Origin of the sequence: Rosistilla ulvae (assembly GCF_007741475.1) — a bacterium.
GTDB classification, from domain to species: domain Bacteria; phylum Planctomycetota; class Planctomycetia; order Pirellulales; family Pirellulaceae; genus Rosistilla; species Rosistilla ulvae.
In genome coordinates, this window is sequence record NZ_CP036261.1 from 1,732,815 (window position 1) to 1,749,949 (window position 17,135).

12 protein-coding genes and 1 tRNA gene are annotated in these 17,135 nt (G+C 58.1%); 6 read left to right on the forward strand and 7 right to left on the reverse strand.

The features are described 5' to 3' along the window. Positions 1–408 precede the first annotated feature (408 nt). Positions 409–1,746: a PQQ-binding-like beta-propeller repeat protein gene (locus tag EC9_RS06285; RefSeq protein ID WP_145343317.1), complete on the forward strand. Its 1,338-nt coding sequence runs from the start codon at positions 409–411 to the stop codon at positions 1,744–1,746. Between the two features lie 53 nt (positions 1,747–1,799). On the opposite strand, the gene bshB1 is transcribed toward EC9_RS06285, so the two are convergent. Next, positions 1,800–2,507, reverse strand: coding sequence for a bacillithiol biosynthesis deacetylase BshB1 (gene bshB1 / locus EC9_RS06290; RefSeq protein WP_246105982.1), 708 nt, complete (start codon positions 2,505–2,507; stop codon positions 1,800–1,802). A gap of 204 nt (positions 2,508–2,711) precedes the next feature. On the opposite strand from bshB1, the gene EC9_RS06295 reads away from it, so the two are divergent. Beyond that, positions 2,712–3,608 carry an AAA family ATPase gene (locus tag EC9_RS06295; protein WP_145349022.1) on the forward strand — a complete coding sequence of 299 codons (897 nt, stop codon included), beginning with the start codon at positions 2,712–2,714 and terminating at the stop codon, positions 3,606–3,608. A gap of 41 nt (positions 3,609–3,649) precedes the next feature. Here EC9_RS06295 and EC9_RS06300 read toward each other — a convergent pair whose 3' ends face one another. The 3 genes from EC9_RS06300 to yajC form a co-directional block, all read right to left on the reverse strand. Continuing rightward, positions 3,650–4,975 (reverse strand): SMI1/KNR4 family protein, encoded by a 1,326-nt coding sequence (locus EC9_RS06300; RefSeq protein WP_145343321.1) that lies wholly within the window; start codon positions 4,973–4,975, stop codon positions 3,650–3,652. 386 nt (positions 4,976–5,361) lie between these two features. Next, positions 5,362–8,541 carry a protein translocase subunit SecD gene (gene secD / locus EC9_RS06305; protein ID WP_145343323.1) on the reverse strand — a complete coding sequence of 1,060 codons (3,180 nt, stop codon included), beginning with the start codon at positions 8,539–8,541 and terminating at the stop codon, positions 5,362–5,364. 72 nt (positions 8,542–8,613) lie between these two features. Next, the gene (yajC, locus tag EC9_RS06310) at positions 8,614–8,979 is read right to left on the reverse strand and encodes a preprotein translocase subunit YajC (protein WP_246106125.1); all 366 of its coding nucleotides are present in this window, start codon (positions 8,977–8,979) and stop codon (positions 8,614–8,616) included. Between the two features lie 229 nt (positions 8,980–9,208). On the opposite strand from yajC, the gene EC9_RS06315 reads away from it, so the two are divergent. Next, positions 9,209–10,324: a DegT/DnrJ/EryC1/StrS family aminotransferase gene (locus EC9_RS06315; RefSeq protein ID WP_145343327.1), complete on the forward strand. Its 1,116-nt coding sequence runs from the start codon at positions 9,209–9,211 to the stop codon at positions 10,322–10,324. Positions 10,325–10,433: 109 nt separating this feature from the next. After that, entirely contained in the window at positions 10,434–11,111 is a 678-nt protein-coding gene (gene surE / locus EC9_RS06320; RefSeq protein ID WP_218934628.1) for a 5'/3'-nucleotidase SurE, read from the forward strand. A 120-nt stretch (positions 11,112–11,231) separates the two neighbouring features. On the opposite strand, the gene EC9_RS06325 is transcribed toward surE, so the two are convergent. The 3 genes from EC9_RS06325 to EC9_RS06335 form a co-directional block, all read right to left on the reverse strand. Then, positions 11,232–11,495, reverse strand: coding sequence for a carbon storage regulator (locus EC9_RS06325; protein ID WP_145124059.1), 264 nt, complete (start codon positions 11,493–11,495; stop codon positions 11,232–11,234). 341 nt (positions 11,496–11,836) lie between these two features. After that, a complete protein-coding gene (epmA, locus tag EC9_RS06330) occupies positions 11,837–12,820 on the reverse strand; it encodes an EF-P lysine aminoacylase EpmA (RefSeq protein WP_218934629.1) in 984 nt (327 codons plus the stop codon). Next, positions 12,817–15,075: an FAD-dependent oxidoreductase gene (locus tag EC9_RS06335; RefSeq protein ID WP_246105983.1), complete on the reverse strand. Its 2,259-nt coding sequence runs from the start codon at positions 15,073–15,075 to the stop codon at positions 12,817–12,819. The genes epmA and EC9_RS06335 overlap by 4 nt, the downstream gene beginning before the upstream one ends. Positions 15,076–15,424: 349 nt before the next feature. Between EC9_RS06335 and EC9_RS06340 the strand changes: the two genes are divergently transcribed. Together EC9_RS06340 and EC9_RS06345 are read left to right on the forward strand one after the other, a co-directional pair. Further along, a tRNA-Pro gene (locus EC9_RS06340) sits at positions 15,425–15,499 on the forward strand. 255 nt (positions 15,500–15,754) lie between these two features. Next, positions 15,755–16,741 (forward strand): diacylglycerol/lipid kinase family protein, encoded by a 987-nt coding sequence (locus tag EC9_RS06345; RefSeq protein ID WP_145343334.1) that lies wholly within the window; start codon positions 15,755–15,757, stop codon positions 16,739–16,741. Positions 16,742–17,135: the final 394 nt, after the last annotated feature.

Sequence of the window (17,135 nt, forward strand, 5' to 3'; positions counted from 1 at the left end):
CCTCACCGCGAAGCGTGGGGCCAGCCGCTGCAGTTGCCGTTCACTTGGCCGATCTCATCCGTGACACTATCGCAATGATCTAATTCAATAGGCTATGCGTTTGGGTTCAGCGGTTGCAAGCCCTGCAGCCAGCAGCACCGTACAGAATGCGTAGAGGTCGCAAGCGTCTTTTGATTCGATCTGTACCGTGAATAGAAGGGATGGGCTTGGAACCATCGCGATCCTGTTATTTTTGAGCCTGGGGATGCAGCATTGGTCGCAACGTCATAGCACGTCCCAACAGGATCGATGGTCGGTTTTCAAAGGAGTGAGGATTGTGGCAATGCGACAAATGGCTGGCGGCTTGAGTATAATCATCCGACCGATTGCTTCGTTCTTCACAAGCCCCCTTCTACCTTCGAATTCATTATGCAAAAGCCTCTCTTGTTTCGCAGTTTGGTCGTATTTGCTGTCGTGACTTTCGCGATCGCTGGTGTTCATGCCGACGATTGGTCTCAGTTCCGTGGCTCCAGCGGTAACGGGATCGCAAACGTGTCGCAGTCGCCGACGCGGTGGAGTGAGACGGAGAACGTCGTTTGGAAAACTCCCATCGCCGGAAAGGGATGGTCCTCGCCGGTGGTTGCCGATGGCAAGGTTTGGCTGACCACCGCGATCGAAGAGCGTGCCACCGAAGAGGAGCGGATCGCGACGCTGGAGCGGTTGATCGACAATCCACGAAGATTTGGGGAGTTCCGTTTGGCGAAGTCGATCACGCTGCGATTGATCGCAATCGATATGGCGACCGGAACGCAGCAATTGGAGATCGATCTGGTCCACTTAGACGAACCCGATCCGATTCACACGATTAACAGTTATGCATCACCGACACCGGTGATCGATGGCGACAATATCTACTGTCACTTTGGAACGTTTGGCACGATTTGCGTCAATCGAAAAACGGGAGCCGAGGTTTGGCGAAAGATCTTGCCGTTGGAACATGGCGTCGGCCCCGGCAGCTCTCCATTTATCTACAAGAACGCGTTGGTCTTGATCTGCGACGGAATGGATCTGCAATACGTTACCGCGTTGGACAAATCCACTGGCGAAACGCTGTGGCGAACCGATCGTCCCCCGTTGGACGCGGCTTCGGGGGAACAGAAGAAATCGTACGATACGCCGATCGCGATCGTCGATGCTGCCGGTCGGGAACAATTGATTTGTATGGGATCGCAGTGGTTGGTGGCATACGACCCGACCGATGGTAGCGAGATCTGGAAGGTACGCCACGGCAAAGGGTTTTCGGTTGTGCCGCGTCCCGTTTACGGCGACGGAACCGTCTTCATTTCGACCGGATTTGGAAAGCCGCAGTTGTGGGCGATCCGAGTCGATGGCAGCGGTGACGTCACCGATACGCATGTCGCGTGGATCGAAAAGAAAGGGATCCCCGCCAAGCCTTCGCCGCTGTTGATCGATGGCGAGTTGTACGTGATCAGCGACGATGGGATCGCCAGTTGCTTCGATGCCGCCAGCGGCGAATTGGTATGGAAGGAGCGTGTTGGTGGCAAATATTCAGCGTCTCCACTGATGGCCGCAGGCAAGATCTATCTGTGCAGTCACGAGGGAAAGGTCACTGTCTTGAAACCGGGCCGGAAATATTCGGAGCTGGCTGAAAATCAGCTCGACGGGCAACTGATGGCCTCTCCCGCAGCGCTCGGCGATTATCTGCTGATTCGGTCCGACAAGGCGCTCTACCGCATCGCCGAATAAGTTTGCCGCGCGATCAGTCTGGCAGGGACTGAGGAGCCAGCGGCGTTTGCGGTCTAGAACAGTTCTCGCATCGATCGCAGCGCGATCGGTTCGCGGCTGGCAAACGGTTCGCCGTAGCGGCTGCCGATCGCTTTGCCCCAGTAGGCGGCTTCGTCGCGCATGCGGTCCATAAATGTGGGTGGATCGGTGCTGCGGCCGACCACAAATTGGCTCTGATACGCTTCGATCGATTTCCGTTTCGTCTCCCATTGATCGGAGATGTCGAGAATGAAATCGGGCTGCGGGGTGAGTTTTAAATGAACGCAGTAGTAGTAAAAGATCCGCTCGGGATGATAGGGTTCGCCCGGCATCTCGGTCTTGCTGAGCTTGGCCCAAAAGCGGGCCGCTTCGACCAGCGCCGTCGCGGCGGTGTGGTCGGGGTGAGCATCTTCCCAGTAGGGCGCAAACAGCCACCGCGGCTTGGTCAAACGGAAGATTCCGGCGATCAGTTCGCGGGCTGCCAGGGTTGGTTCCAACGAGCGATTGGGGAGTCCGGCGTTATGACGCCATGTGAGGCCAAGCGTCTCGGTCGCCGCCGCGGTTTCTTGGCGCCGCGTTTCAGGCGAACCAAAAGGGGTGGGCTCGCCCGAGGTCAGGTCCAACACGCCGACCTTCCAGCCCTCGGACAACATCTTCAAAATGGCCCCCCCCATCCCCAGTTCGGCATCGTCGGGGTGCGGGGCGATCACCAAGGCGTCGAGTTTGGGAACGTTATCGATCATCAATCTGTTTCCTGGGACGGGCGGTGCAAGTCGCAGCATGTCTGAAATTTGAACGGCAGATCGGACTGCCGCCTGGAATCATCGCGAGCGTGAGTTTAGCATAGACAACCGCTCCCCTGGAAACTGTCATATTCAAACGCGATTCGCAAGCAGGTATGGATGATCGACGTTGCTTTTTCGACTGCCAAACGTTTGCAAGCGAACATGGAGAAAGTGGTCCTCGGCAAGCCCGAGGTCGTGCGATCGCTTTTGATCGCACTGCTTGCGGGAGAGCACGTCTTGTTGGACGACGTTCCGGGAGTCGGCAAGACGTTGGCTGCCAAAGCGCTCGCGCGAAGCCTGGACGGCGTCTTTACGCGTGTGCAATTCACGCCCGATCTGCTGCCCAGCGACATCGTCGGCAGCAATCTGTATCGCACCGACCTGCACGAATTTGAGTTCAATCAGGGGCCGGTTTTCGCCAACGTGGTATTGGCTGATGAGATCAACCGAGCTCCACCCCGAACGCAGAGTGCGCTGCTGGAAGCGATGAGCGAAGGTCAGGTCTCGATCGACGGAACGACGCGGCCGCTGCCTAAACCATTCACCGTGGTTGCGACGCAGAATCCTATCGAGTTCGAAGGGACGTACCGGTTGCCCGAAAGCCAATTGGACCGCTTTCTCTTGCGGACCAGTGTCGGATACCCGCAGCTTGATGTCGAAAGGGACGTGTTGCGTTCGCATTGCGACGGCGAACCGGTAGAACAATTGTCACCGGTGGTGTCCTGCGAAGAGGTTTTGCAGAGTCAGGAAGCTGTGCGGAAAGTTCGGTTCGAAGACTCGTTAATTTCGTACCTGCTGGCAGTCGTCGATGCAACGCGGCAGAGCGAAGATCTGCAGGTGGGAGTCAGTACGCGGGCTGCCCTTAGTTATTTCCGCGGCTGCCAGGCGCGAGCTGTCTGCATGGAACGCGACTATGTGGTTCCCGATGACATCAAATCGCTTGCCGTTCCCGTGCTGTCGCATCGTGTGGTTCTGAAGGACACCTTTATGACCGGCGATCGCTTGCGGGCTGAACAGGTCGTCCACGAGATCTTGCACCGCGTGACGGTTCCGGTCTGATTCGATTCCCGCGGTTGGGAAACGTCGATTTCGGTTCGCGTTTATCGCAACCGATTGATCAGACAGGCGAGATGGGTCCGGGCTAATTCAGCTCTTGACACCTGGCCGCTCCGCTCGGCTGCTTCCGCCAATTTACTCAACAGGTCTTCGTAGACGTGCAGGTCGTCGCAACCCATGTCCCAGCCGGCGCGATAGTAGCCGTCGTAAGCATCGGCCCAGCGTCCGTCGCTGGCTGCTCGTTCTCCGATTCGCATCCAGTGGTTGGTCACGCGACTCCGCAGCCCCTGGTCCTTGCTTTCGCGGAACAGTCGCAAGTAGGGATCGTGCTGTACTTCGGCATTCCAGTGAGCGTGGAGGTCTTGCAAACGGGCGGCGGCAAACTTGCCTTCGGACTCGCGGTACCAATGTGTTCGAAAACGTACCGATTGGTCGGCAAACGACGAGCAATGGAGCGCTTGAAGGTAGGCCGTGATCGCAGCTTCGGGGCGCCCGGCGCGTTCCTCGGACCACCCCAGGATGTCGTTTGCCCAGCCCAGATCACCTCGCTTGGCCGCGACAGCCGACGCGTGCACGACCGCTGTGTCCCAGTCCTGACCGCATAGCTCATCGCTATCGCATTGAAACTCTTTCGCAAGTCGATCAAGAACCGATGGCGGGGTCAAATCGTTGTCGAACAACCACCGGATCGCATCCTGATCCCAGTGGATCCCCAATTCACGCGCGACCCAGGGTTCCAGTTTTTGCCGCAGCAGGCTATCCAAAGCTGCCAGCGCACATTCCCCATGCACGGCTGTTTGGGCAACGCCGTGGTCGATCAATAAATCGGCAAGTCCATCGAGCTCGATTGGGGCTTCTGGGGGATCCAACAACAGACGGGCGACAGGTTCCGGCAGGTGTTTGGCCGCCCAGCCAGGGATGGTATCCGCCCCCAAATGTTGATCGAATTCCGCGGCGACATTGGCATAATACTGCCGACGTCCTGGCAGTCGACGGCGAAGGTTGTCAAACGCTACTGCCTCGGCTAACGTTTCACCCCACGGCATCCAGTCGCCGCCGCCGTGGTACCAATGGATCACTTCCGACGCAGAATTGTCGGGACCGATGCGAAGGCATAGCCAATCGCCATAGCGGTTCCCTAGCAGCGGCAAGGAGTCGGGAAGCATGAACCCGGGCCAGATAAAGTCGGGGCTCTCGGACAACAGCTCCGTTGGTGAAACGGGTTGGTCGAATTCGCCCCCCCGATCTTTCAACCAGACCTCGCGGCTAAACCAATCTTCCAGGTCGGCGGGAAGCGCAAACCGATAGCGATCTCGCAATGCCGAACACCAGTGGTTCGATTCGTTTGTCGGAGCGGTAGAGTGGGTCAAAGAGGACTTGCAGTTCAATAGAAAACGAACCGTAGGGCAACGCCAGGATTATAAAACTCGCGGTTGTGTCTTTTCGGAGTCCTCTAAATTAAACACGAAAGCGAACGCCGCGACCAGAGTTGCCGCCAATTTGCCACGAAAAAGAGAGCGGTGGGCGTGAAGCCGTGGGGAATAAAACGCCTCAGGTTTACAGAGTCCACAGTCTGTGGATTCGTCAAAAACGGATGACTCATCGCCGGTGCCCTGGCCGTCGCGGGGGAGCCGTCCCGCCGGTCCGGAGGCCGGAAACGACAAACGGCTTGGGGAACTGCCGTGAAGCGATTTCCCAAGCCGTGTAAATCGATGAACCGTATCATGGCGATCTGAAGAACGCCGAAGGTTTTAGATTAACGAGCCGCTTCTGCTTCGGTGCGGTTGAAAAACCACAGCAACGCTGGCGACGCGATAAAGATCGAGCTGTACGTACCAACGACCACGCCGATGGTTAGGGCGAAGGCAAAGCTGTGAATTCCTTCACCGCCAAAGATGTACAACAGGACAACCACGATCAGCGTCGTCATCGATGTCAGCAACGTACGACTGAGCGTTTGGTTGATGCTGGTGTTGACCATTTCCGCAGTCAGTTTAGGACTCTTGCCCCGGACTTCGCGAATACGGTCGAAGACGACGATCGTATCGTTCAATGAATAACCGATGATCGTCAACAACGCGGCGACAACAGCCAGGCTGATTCGGAATTCATCGATCAGCAGGAATCCGAGATAGCGGGCAACCCAGAAGCTGACGGCGATCGCCCCTAAGGTGATCAAGACATCGTGCAACAATGCGACGACGGCGGCCAAGCCAAAGGCAACGCGTTGGAATCGGAACCAGATGTATCCGACGATAAACACCAAACTGGCCAACATCGCAGCGATCGCACGGCGGGTCATGTCACCAGCCACACGGCTTCCAACCTTGCTCGACGACAACCAAACTGGTCCCGCGTCGAGTTCCGATTTCAGGCCATCGAGGACCGCCACGGCTTGAGCTTGGGGCAGGTCCAGATCGATCTTCCATTGGGCAAAGCCCATGTTCGATTCGTTGGTCCAGTCTTCGCTTCCGGATCCTTGTGGTGCGACACGGATTCCTTCTTCTTGCAACGGAATCTCTCCCGCAGCGGCAGCTTTGACAACCGCAGCGACCAATGCGTCGTGATTGATCTTCGCATCGTTCTGGTCTCCACCAGCAACGCCCAGCGAGATTGTTCGCGATGTCGATTCAACCTTAGGCCGATCTTCGGCGGCGGAAATCGACGCTTGTTCGCTATTCTCGGTTGCTGGTGCTTCTGCGGTTTCGTCCGAGTCCGAATCGGCTGTCGAGGTCTCTTCCTTCGCATCCGCCTCGTCTTGCGGGCGATAGGCGACCGTGCGAATCAGCGAATCTTGTTTCGGTTGGTTTTGTCCGGTCTGCTCGGCTTCCGGTGCAGCCTCTGCATCCCCTTCGGTGATGGCGGTTTCAAAGGTGACCAAGCCAAGACCTTCGGCGGACTCAAAACCATCGCGGATTCGGTGCTTCAAATCGTCGACGTCTTCAACCGAGGTGTAGATCGCAAAGACGCGGTTTTTCATTCCCGCCATGTCGACGCGGTTCAAAGAAAATTGAATCTTCGATTCGGGGTCGGTATTCAGGCTGGCTTCGACAACCTTTCGCACCTCGTCGGCGTCCGCTTCTTCTTGCAACCAGAATGTCACCGAGGTTCCACCAGCGAAATCGATATCGAAAATCGAACCGCCGCGATAGGACAGGGCGATGATACCAGCGACGAGCAAAATTCCCGAAAGCACGAACGCAGGGACTCGTTTGCCGATGAAATCGAAGTCCTTGTCGCCGGTCAGTGCGCTTCGAATCGATGTGATGAAGTCGAACATCGACAGATTCGCTTTTCCCCAGCGTTCCGCGATATCGAAGAACGTTCGTGAAACGTAAATCGCCGTGAACATACTAAACAGAATGCCCAATATCAGGGCGACGGCGAAGCCCCGGATCTGGTCGGTACCGATTGCGTACAAAACGATAGCGGTGATCAAGGTGGTCAAGTTCGCGTCGACGATCGTTGTTGTCGCGCGGCCAAAACCGTTGCGAATCGCCATCCGCGGAGCCGCCCCGCGTTTTAATTCCTCGCGGATGCGTTCAAAGATCAAGACGTTCGCGTCGACCGACATACCGACGGTCAACACAAGACCGGCCAAACCAGGTAGTGTCGCCGGTTGGTTGATCAGAATCATCATGGCCAAAATCATCGCCAGATTCAAAAGCAGCGCGATGCAGGCAATGCGACCGGCAAAGCCGTAGTAGATCGCGATGAAAGCCAGTACCAAGACGAAAGCCGATCCAATCGACATGATCCCCTTGTTGATCGTGTCGTCGCCCAGAGTCGATCCGATTTGGTTTTCGCTGATCGGTTGCTTGCTGAGTGCCGCTGGCAAACGTCCCGCACGCAGGATGCCGACCAAGAAATCGACCTCCGAACGCGTGAAGTTTCCAGTGATCTGACCATCGCCATTAATCGGCGACCGGATCACGGGAGCCGACAGCAATTTGTCGTCCAATACGATGCCCAAGCGTCGCAGGAACGAACCGTCGGGCGAGTTGTTCAGGGTCAACACGTAAAAGCGTTGTTTTCCAGCGGCGTTCAAAGTGAAACGAACCGCAGGATTTCCTTGCCCGTCGTGATCGCTGGCAACGATCGCCAGATCTTCACCCGTGATGTCGAACTCTTTTTCAATTCGCATCAGGACGTCGATGTCCTCGATTCCGTTTTGGCTGAGCCATTTGACGAGACCGTTTTCCCCCTGCAAGCCTTGTGGCGACAGCAGGGTTCCAGTTCGCGAATCGCGAATGATGTCGCCAGAGACATCGACGCGCAACGGACGCAAGCCGCCTAGAACCTCCTCGTTCTCGCGATCGACTTTAACCCAGCGGCCGATCACTTCGCCAGCTTCATCCTTGACAACATCGTTGATCGTTGGGCCAGCCGCGCGGACGGTTTCGATCAAACCCAGGTGGTCGCGTTCGTTCGCCACGATCGCAAACCGCAACATGCCGGCGGTTTGCACTTTGTCCTTGATTTCATTAACGCCCGATTCTTCGACGTTGGGAACGATGATTTCGATTTGGCGATCGCCATAGGGGCGGATCACGATCTCTTGGGTGCCGCTAGGGTTGATCCGCTCGGTCAACGCGCCGACCAATTCTTCAGCCGTGACGCGTGACGAAGCGTCTTCGTTTTCGCCGCCACCAGCGGTTGGATCGATCTCGTAGACCAGGATCGTTCCTCCCTTGAGGTCGACACCATATTTCAGTTGGCCAAACGTCAGCGTGACCGCCGAAGCGATGATCGCAAACAACACGACCCCGATTCGAGTCCCATAGTTGGGCATTCGAAAGCTTTTGGCCAACAGGGCTCCCAAGACAAAGGGAACGATCAAAACGGCCAACATGATCGCAATGATACCGATCTGCGTGCCTAACTTGCCGGGTTCGGCTTGTGCTAAAAGAGTTTCAATCACGTTTAGATCCAACATCGAATCGATTTCTTGTTTGGTTGAGATTAGCGAACGGTCAGCGGTTCGCCCGGCGATAATCAATACGGCTAACTACGGTTTGACGCTTTTGTCGTCGTCATCGGAAATCACTCGCGAGACCGCGCTGCGGTTGACGTGCAGCCGCGTGTTGTTGTTCTCGTCGACGCGAATCACTACTTGGTCCGATTCGGTAATGTTCACGATCGTCCCATGAATTCCGCCCACGGTGACCACGCGGTCGTTCTTTTTCAGAGCCGCCAGACGCTTGGTCAGCTCGTTGCGATTGCGCCGCTCCGGAAGGAGTACCATCACATAAAAAAGGACAACCAAAATCGTGATCATACCGATCGGGTTAAAAAGGATTTGCTGCCATTGCGGTCCCTCAACGGGAACCGCATCCTGGGCCAACAATCCAATTCGATTCCCAATCGGGACCATAAATGTCAAAAATTGACTCTCCAGCACTTCCGGAGTCCTTCCAGCTGATGGATGCTAGGTTCGATGTCCGACCTAAAAATCCGGTCGAGCGACACTGTTCGGCACGCCCCGACGTTGCTCCTTCGCACCGCGCAACATGGGCGGGACAAAGAACCAACGACCGATTGACCGATCCTTAATCGGGGCATAATAAGACCTTACGAACACGCTAACAAGCCCACAATTCCTTATGCCGCACGTCGCTACCGCCGATCCGCTGCCGCTCCCCACCTGGCCCCCAACCAGTCCCGCAATCGTCGATTCGATCCGGCAAGCAGCCGAATCAGGGGACTGGGGGAAATACGCAGCACAGGCATCCCTTTCTCTCGCCGATCGGTTGGCCTCGCGGTTCGCTGTGGAGCACGTTCGGCTGTGCGCCAGCGGTACCGCAGCGGTCGAATTGGCGCTGCGAGCGGTTCAGGTCCGTCCCGATTCGGAAGTCATCCTCGCCGGCTACGACTATCCCGGAAATATTCGAGCGATCGAGGCGGTGGGAGCCAAACCGGTGATCGTCGATACCGAACCAGGGCGATGGGTGATCGATGCCGATCTGGTCGAACAAGCGATCGGCGAATCGACGACAGCAATTCTCGCTTCCCATCTTTATGGCGACTTGTTTGACGCCAAGCGGCTGCGGGAGCTGGCCGATCAGCGGGGGATCGCGCTCGTCGAAGATGCCTGCCAAGTGCATGGTGCCTCGCTGACGGGGAAGCCCGCTGGATCGTGGGGGCATGTCGGAGTGCTCAGTTTCGGCGCGTCGAAGCTGATGACCAGCGGATGCGGCGGGGCGTTGCTGAGCTCCAACGACCGGATCGCCCAGCGAGCGACACTGGCAGCCGGGCGGCCAAGTGGTATCGCTCCGCTAAGTGGCCTGCAGGCAGCAGCCTTACTGCCCCAACTGGCGACTCTGGACGATTGGAATGCGCAGCGGAGGACCGCGGTCGCACGGCTGAAGCAACTCCTGGTGGGAAGCCGAATCTGGCAATTTGCGGAAGCGATGCCCTACGAATCGGAGACCACCTATTTTAAGGCCGCTTGGTTTCTGCCGGTTGGCGTCTCCCGGGATTCGGTGATTGCGGCGGGACTGGCCGCAGGGATTCCGTTGGGGACAGGCTTCAACGGTTTCCTTCGCCGAGCCCGCCGCCGCTACCGGACAGTTGGTGATTTGTCGCAAAGCGAAACCTGTAACGACCGCAGCGTCGTGATGGACCACCGCGTCCTACTGGCGGATCTCGACGTGATCGACACCATCGCCGAACGGTTGCTAGCGATCGAGCGAGATCTTGAATCGAAGGCGGACGCCTGACCGATCGCTTTCGTTTAGTCGCACTGGGCGTGTCGGCGATAGCTCCGAGTCGTGTTAGGCTGGAGACGCGGACAGTTAGCGAAATCGGGAACCGAGGAGATTGGACAACTTGAAAGTTCTGCTGAGCAACGACGACGGAATCCAAGCAGAGGGGATCCAGGCGTTAAAGAGGGCGCTGCGACGAACGATGGATGTCGTCGTGGTCGCTCCAGAAACGGAGCAGAGCGAATGCGGGCACCGCGTGACGACCAAGCGACCGTTGGTCGTAAAGCAATACGGTGAAGCCGAGTATTCGGTCGACGGTTCGCCCGCCGACTGTGTCAGGGTCGGATTGCTGGAACTCGCCCCCGAGACGTCGCTAGTGATTTCAGGAATGAACCACGGCGGCAACGTTGGTGCGGACATCTGGATGTCGGGGACTGTAGCAGCGGCCCGCGAAGGCTATCTGCGCGGTCGCTGTGGAATCGCCGTGTCACAGGTGCGACGACGGGATATCCTCGACGATTGGGATCGATCCGCAAGATTCGCCTGCGAAGCGATTGCGTTTGCGATCGAGGAGTCGAAGCTTGCGTCGACGCTTTGGAATATCAACCTTCCTGCCGTTGATACCGCAGCAATTCCCGCAATGCAATGCTGTCAAACCGACCGCACTGTCCTTCCACTAAACTATCGTAAAACGGCTGATGGTTACCAATTCGAAGCCGATTACCACGGGCGTCCGAGGACTCCCGAAGCGGACATCGACGTCTGTTTTGGTGGTCGAATATCGATCAGTCTGCTCGATTAGAGACCGATAGATACAATCCCGAATCTGGTGCGCAGTGGCAACACGAGATCGATGTTGCTGCCGGGCGCTCTGGCTTGTCGCCGCACTTGGCGGCTAGCCCGGCAGCGATTGCCTGCCGGATTAACGTTCTTCCTTGGCGTACACCGAGACGCGGTTGCGAGCCGAATGGACCAGGTCCATTGCTGGCATGGCACACGAGCCGAGCGATTCAGCTTCGACCTTGGGTTCTTCCTCGAAAACCGTCAGTTCGCCACGAACGATGCGAACTTCGCGAGGGGCATCGACGCCGATCGTGACGCGGTTGCCAGAGATTCGATTGATGGTGATTGTGATGTTGTCACCGATAACCAAACGCTCGCCTTCTTTTCGACTTAAAACTAACATCTTCTTGATGCCTCCATTCCATGAGATTTTAATTGGCAAACCAGCCGTGCTGATTTCGCTAAACACTTCTGCAATCGGTATGCCGAGAAAACGTTTCTGACGAATTTGATCTTGTATTCGCTGAAATATTTGCTTTTTCGCTCTTTTTGCTCATCTTAGACCCTGTTGAGACCGAGGGGCCTCGTTCGGGTGCCGCGACTTGCAAACCGAACTTCGCGTCTCATTCTGAGATGGTTTTCTCAGCCTGAGATATTTGTTCGGCGAGGAGCGTTGTCTGCTTGCCCCCTCGACACAAGTATCATCGCGTGGAGGTGTGACAACTTAGGTCACAAGCCAATCGGCTAAGCGCGATCGATCGGGAAAGTCAGCGTTTCAGAAAGCTCTCGTTTGCCGAGCAGGACGGCGACGAAGCGGTCGACGCCCAGAGCGCATCCGGAGCAGGTGGAGATGCCGTGCTGCATAGCTCTATAAAGTTGCCGGGGCATCGGCAGGCCCAGCTTCCCCATTTTCATGCGAGCCGTGTTGTTTTCGTCGCAGCGACGCAGCAGTTCTTCGGCATCCAGCAGTTCGCCGTAGCCGTTAGCGAGTTCGATCCCGTCGATAAACAGCTCGAACCGCTCCGCCGTCCGCGGATCGTCGCGGCAGATCAACGCCAGGGCAGCTTGCGAGCTGGGGTAATGCGTCAGGATCGTCGGCTGGCCGCGTCCCAGATTGGGAACGACGGCGTGGTCGAAGATCAGATTTAACCAGTCGTCGACGTGCTCGAAATCGAGTCCGGTGAGATCGATCCCCAGCCGGCTAGAATCTGCCCGCAACTGAGGCAGCGTTGCGGTCAGCGGATCGAATTGGGCGAACGCCTCAAACGCCGCCTGATACGTCATCTGTTGGCACGCGGGGCGATCGGTCACCCGGTCGACAAGCTGCGCCAGAAGCTGGATCCCCTCTTCGAAGCGGTCTCCCATGCGGTACCACTCCAGCATCGTGAACTCTGGATTGTGGTTCGTCCCCCGTTCTCCCGCTCGAAAAGCGGGGCAGATCTGGTAGATCGCATCGGCTCCGCAGGCCAACAATCGCTTCATCGCAAATTCGGGCGAGCTCTGCAGATACAGATCGTTGTGCGCATGAGGCAGCGACAACTGCAGCGCCTCGCGAGCGACCGTAACGGGATCGATATGTAGATCGACCATCGTTTCGGACGACAGCGTCGGCGTCTGGACTTCGAAAAATCCAGCGTCGTCAAAAAAGCCGCGGATCGACCGCAGGATCGCCGCCCGCTGGCGAAGCGTCTCGATCGCGGCGGTCGATTGAAAAGGAGGCTCGATCACTTGGCGATCAACTGAATCGCGTCGGCGTGCACGTTGCCGCCGGCTCCATCGCTGCCGATCGTGACCCGTACCTTGGCTCCCTTGTCCAGTTGAACGTCTGCAAACGTTGCGAACTTCGATTCGGCGGTTGGTTCGCCTCGCATGTCGACGCGCCGCGAGATCGTCTCGCCGCCTGCCTCCAGCGAAACGGGGACCGTGGTGCCGCGGTTGGGATGCGGGCCGTAAAGGACGCGGATTTCATAGCTGCCCGCTTCCGGAGCCGCCGCTTCGAAGGTCATCGTCGCCCCGCTGCCCGGTGATGCATAACGATAGCCGTAAGCGACGTAGCCCTTGAGTCCCTGGCCTTTGACCCACGGGCCGGAGACCTTCGCCTTTTCATCGTCGATGACGAGGCCCTTCATTTTTGCGGGATCGAGGCCCTCAAAGAGACCCGCCGGGCCCGCCAGCGGCAGCGCGTCGTCGGGGATAATCGTTTCGCCCCCGACCTGCTTGCGGTAGGCCTTGCCGGGCAGTTCCAGCATCTCGGTCAATTGGTCCAGGTAGTCGGTGTAGACGCCGCGTGGCAAGCATTGGCGTTCGACACAAATCGCAGCCGCCTTGCCGACTACTTCACCCATCATCCCGCAGGTCTTCATCACGCGAACCGTTCCCAGCGCCTCATGCGTCACGCTGGCACAACGCCCCGCCATGAACAGGTTGCTGATGTTTCGCGAATAGAAACAGCGGTAGGGGATCGGATAACCGTACATCCGATCGACTCCCTTGCCATGCACGGCGATCGAGATGAACGGGTTGTCGGGGAACTTGGCGGCGTATTGTTTCTTCGGATAGTGCAGATCGATCGACCAGGTGCTCGGAACGGTTCCGTCGGGAAAATCTCGCTTCGAAACGATGTCCTCTTCGTTCAGCTGCACGTCGCCGATCAGCCGACGACTCTCCCGCGGCCCGCCGATATAAGCGACCCAGGTCAGGAAAGCGGTCCGATGCTTTTCAGCGCCGTCGCCGTTCTTCATTGCGTTGAAGGCACCGTAGACGGCACGGAGATTCCAGTCGCGGATCCCCTCAGCATCTCCCAGCGGATCCTTATCGAAACCGCTCTCCCAAAACCATTGCCCATGGTGGTCGCGGGGATAGGGGAAATCGGCCATCTTCAGCGGCAGCGCCCAAGGAGTTTCGGGGAACTCTGCCGGTTCGGCTTGTTCGTCCCAGGCCCACATGTTGCTCATCCCCATCCGACCGTCGGGAGTCATCTCGAGATCGGCGCCGGCCCAGGCACCGATCCAGGCGTGGCCGGTGCAGTCGGCGAACAACATACCCTTGAATCGGATCACGGCGCCGTTGTGAGTATCGGATGCATCAACCGACACAATCCGATCCCCTTCGGTTTCGACAGCGAATGCGCGATGGTTCAGGAACAGATCGATATTCTCTTCAGCGCGGACGACCTGTTCTTTCAGTTCGTCGACAAATTCTTCCTTCTTGCCTGGCGATTTGGTCGCGTGGTCGCTGATCTCTTCGATGATCTCGCCGATCCGCGGGTAGCGGCCGCGGCGAATTTTGCCTTGCGCCCAGACCCGGACCTCGCTCGAACCGTTCCCTCCCAGGACGCCGCGATCCTGAATCAGAGCGACTTTGCAGCCCATTCGGGCTCCAGCGATCGCCGCTCCCAATCCCGAATATCCGCCGCCGACAACGACCAAGTCGTAACCGATTCGCTCGACCGGTTCGTCTCCGATTCCCAACTGCTCGCGTCGCCACTTGGACAGCACGTCGGATCCATTGGGTGGCGTGCTGGATTTGTCGGTGGTGAGGTAGATCGCGTCGCAGCGGCCATCGAAGCCGGTCTGATCGATAAATCGCAGCTCGGTTTTGCCGGCGGGCAAGTCGACGGTGCCGCCCGATTGCCAAGCCCACTCAGCGCCTTGGGTGCCAAACTCGGTCGCCAGTTTCTTCCCGTCGATCGCCAATTGGAAGCGGCCCGGGGTGCCAGGAGCATTCCAGCGGGCGACCCAATCTTTGGTGCGAACAAACACGTGGTAGGTCCCCGCTTCGGCAACCGTCACCTCTGTCGTGGCATCGTCGACCGGCGTGCCGATGCCGTGGGCCAGCAGATAGGGAGAGCCCATTTCTTGGATGAACTGAGTGTCCAGTTTCCAGCCGCCATGGTTTTGGAAGCTTTCCGCTTCGACAAACAGTTCGGCCGCCGACGCGAAGACCGGGAAGGTCGTCAAAAGTAAAAGGGCTGCGATTCGCATGGTTGGATTCGACGGGGTTGCAGTAGGAAGTTTGTGGGGGCGGAACGCCGTAAGCCTCGTTAAGGGCAGTCGGTCGCTCGCAGAGACGGTTCCGATTCTAATCGATCCAATCGCGACTGGCGAGATTCGCAGGGGATTGCCCCTTGTAAGGCCACACATCCCGAAGCGTTGCCCGGCGCGACTGAACCTCGGGCGAGCGGCGGCTGTCCAATAAGATGTGTTCGAGAATCGGCTAGCAAAGTCGCTAGAATCGGACTTTGTTTTGAAACGATTCTAAAAAATCTAGCCGAATCGATGCCAATCCCGGCTTTCCTCCGAGAGCCAAGATCGGTAACATATCGCTCGGTCGCGGGGCGTGGCGCAGTCTGGCTAGCGCACCTGGTTTGGGACCAGGGGGTCGAAGGTTCGAATCCTTTCGCCCCGACCTTTTAAAGCCTGGAGATCCTTGTGGTCTCCAGGCTTTTTTCGTGCGCGGTGCGAGCGGTTTCGCCGCGGCAGCCGTCGTTTTTGCGGCGGATTGCTGCGAAGATCTCGGCCGGGAAAATGAATCGCTTGATTTATCGTGGGTTTTGCGATTCCGTAGGCTCTTTAGAATGAGCGTTTGCGGCACACTTCTGATTCGCCGCAAACAAATGCTCGAACCCATTTCTCAATTCCTTCGCAGCGGTAGTCGATCGGGATGAACGAGTCGCCTGAAGTCGTATTGATCTGCACTAGCCCCAAGGCGGGTTCAGGGCAGCGTCGCGACCTGGTGCCCAAACTGGCCCATGCGCTCACCCAGCGTGGACTGGAGGTGCGGAGCACTTCGAACATCGACCAATTAGCGGCGGATGCAAAGTCGTTGACTGCCGCGGGACGATTGAAGGGAGTGGTCGCCGCCGGGGGAGACGGGACGTTATCGCTTGTCGTATCGCGCTTGCCAGCGGAATCGCCAGTCATGCCGCTGCCGCTGGGGACCGAAAACCTGATGGCGCGTTACCTGGGGCATCGACCCAGTGCCGAAGATGCTGCCGACACGATCATGCGACAGCGGACGGTGGTGATGGATGCGTCGCTCGCCGACGAGCGGCTGTTCCTGATCATGTGCAGCTGTGGCTTTGACGCAGAGGTGGTTCGGCGATTGCACACAACACGCAGCGGCCACATCTGGAAGCTCAGCTACCTCGCTCCCGTCCTGCGGTCGATGATCGGTTACCACTTCCCCTCACTACGATTAATCGATCGCCAGAGCGACGAACAGCCAGTGCCGGCGCGATGGGCGTTCGTATTTAATGTGCCCCGTTACGCCGTCGGGCTTCCGATCGCAGCCTGGGCCGACGGGACCGACGGCTGGCTCGATTCGGTCACGTTCGACAAGGGATCAGTCTATCGGGCCCTGCACTATCTGGCGCATATCTTTCGGCGGTCGCATCACACGCTCGACGGAACCATCATCGGCCGCAGCCGACGATTTACCATCGAACCGACCGATCCGGGCGCCAAGATCCCCTATCAACTCGATGGCGACTTCGCCGGCTACCTGCCCGTCGAGATCGCAGTCCAGCCGTCGCGAGTCACGATGCTGTTGCCGCAACATTGCCCCGTCGGATTCAAGACCGACACCGGCAGCCATCACACAACAAACGCCCAGCCCAGCCGAGAACCATCAGCCCGGCAGCTAACGTAGCAAAGGCCAATGGCGCAGGTTTCGGCCGCCCGCCGCGAATCCACCCGAGTCGAGGACCGAAGGTTCGGCAATTTGCATAGCCCAGGCCATCGGCCTGGGGGGCGGCGTCCGGCACGAATTCCCCCCCCCCGAATCGAGGACCGAAGGTCCGGTGGTTTGCATAGCCCAGGCCAACGGCCTGGGGGGCCAGGCGTCCCACACGAATTCCCCCCGAGTCGAGGGCCGAAGGCCCGGTAATTTGTTCGCCTCTTCCCAACTGCCGGGCCTTCAGCCCTAACCGATTTGCGTTGCGGTCCGATTACCCAGGCCATCGGCCTGGGTTCCGGCCCCCCTCGTCAAGAATTTACCCGAGACAAGGGCTGAAGGCCCGTCAATTCGTCCTGCCTTGGCACCT

Bases quoted from the DNA above. Each gene is read 5' to 3' on its own strand.
- EC9_RS06315 (WP_145343327.1), top strand. From the start codon at position 9,209: ATGCCGCACGTCGCTACCGCCGATCCGCTGCCGCTCCCCACCTGGCCC.
- secD (WP_145343323.1), bottom strand. From the start codon at position 8,541: ATGTTGGATCTAAACGTGATTGAAACTCTTTTAGCACAAGCCGAACCC.
- EC9_RS06345 (WP_145343334.1), top strand. From the start codon at position 15,755: ATGAACGAGTCGCCTGAAGTCGTATTGATCTGCACTAGCCCCAAGGCG.
- bshB1 (WP_246105982.1), bottom strand. From the start codon at position 2,507: ATGATCGATAACGTTCCCAAACTCGACGCCTTGGTGATCGCCCCGCAC.
- EC9_RS06295 (WP_145349022.1), top strand. From the start codon at position 2,712: ATGGAGAAAGTGGTCCTCGGCAAGCCCGAGGTCGTGCGATCGCTTTTG.
- yajC (WP_246106125.1), bottom strand. From the start codon at position 8,979: ATGGTCCCGATTGGGAATCGAATTGGATTGTTGGCCCAGGATGCGGTT.
- EC9_RS06335 (WP_246105983.1), bottom strand. From the start codon at position 15,075: ATGCGAATCGCAGCCCTTTTACTTTTGACGACCTTCCCGGTCTTCGCG.
- EC9_RS06325 (WP_145124059.1), bottom strand. From the start codon at position 11,495: ATGTTAGTTTTAAGTCGAAAAGAAGGCGAGCGTTTGGTTATCGGTGAC.
- EC9_RS06285 (WP_145343317.1), top strand. From the start codon at position 409: ATGCAAAAGCCTCTCTTGTTTCGCAGTTTGGTCGTATTTGCTGTCGTG.